The following is a 365-nucleotide window of genomic DNA, read 5'->3' as shown; positions in this document are numbered from 1 at the left end:
ACAGCGACTTACTCACCAGTTGTAAAACCAGCAGTACCAACAGCTGATAAACAAAAAACAACTGATGTACAAGGCGCAAAACAAACAGCAACACCAGTATTCACACCAGGTAAGAACACTGTAAATAACGAAGAAGTAGAAGTACCATTCGAACCAACAAGTAAAGCAAAACTAATTGATCCAAGTAAAACTGGAGAAGAAGCAGAAGTAACATCATTAGAAGTTCCAAACCAAGGAACATACACAATTGATGACAATGGAGTCGTAACATTCACACCACTTCCAACATTTACAGGTGAAGCAACACCAGTGTCAATCGTACGTAAGGATAAGAATGGAACACCTGCGACAGCAACTTACACACC

Annotated in this window: 1 protein-coding gene; it reads left to right on the top strand. The window is 40.0% G+C overall.

Annotated elements, in window-relative coordinates; genetic code table 11:
- A partial coding sequence (locus tag ADI58_RS10285; protein WP_049522519.1) for an Ig-like domain-containing protein occupies positions 1–365 on the top strand: 365 nt, incomplete at both ends.

The organism is Streptococcus mitis, from assembly GCF_001074635.1.
In the GTDB taxonomy this organism is placed as follows: domain Bacteria; phylum Bacillota; class Bacilli; order Lactobacillales; family Streptococcaceae; genus Streptococcus; species Streptococcus mitis_E.
Note: the sequence above shows the minus strand (reverse complement) of the source record. Positions and strands in the feature narration are given on the sequence as shown.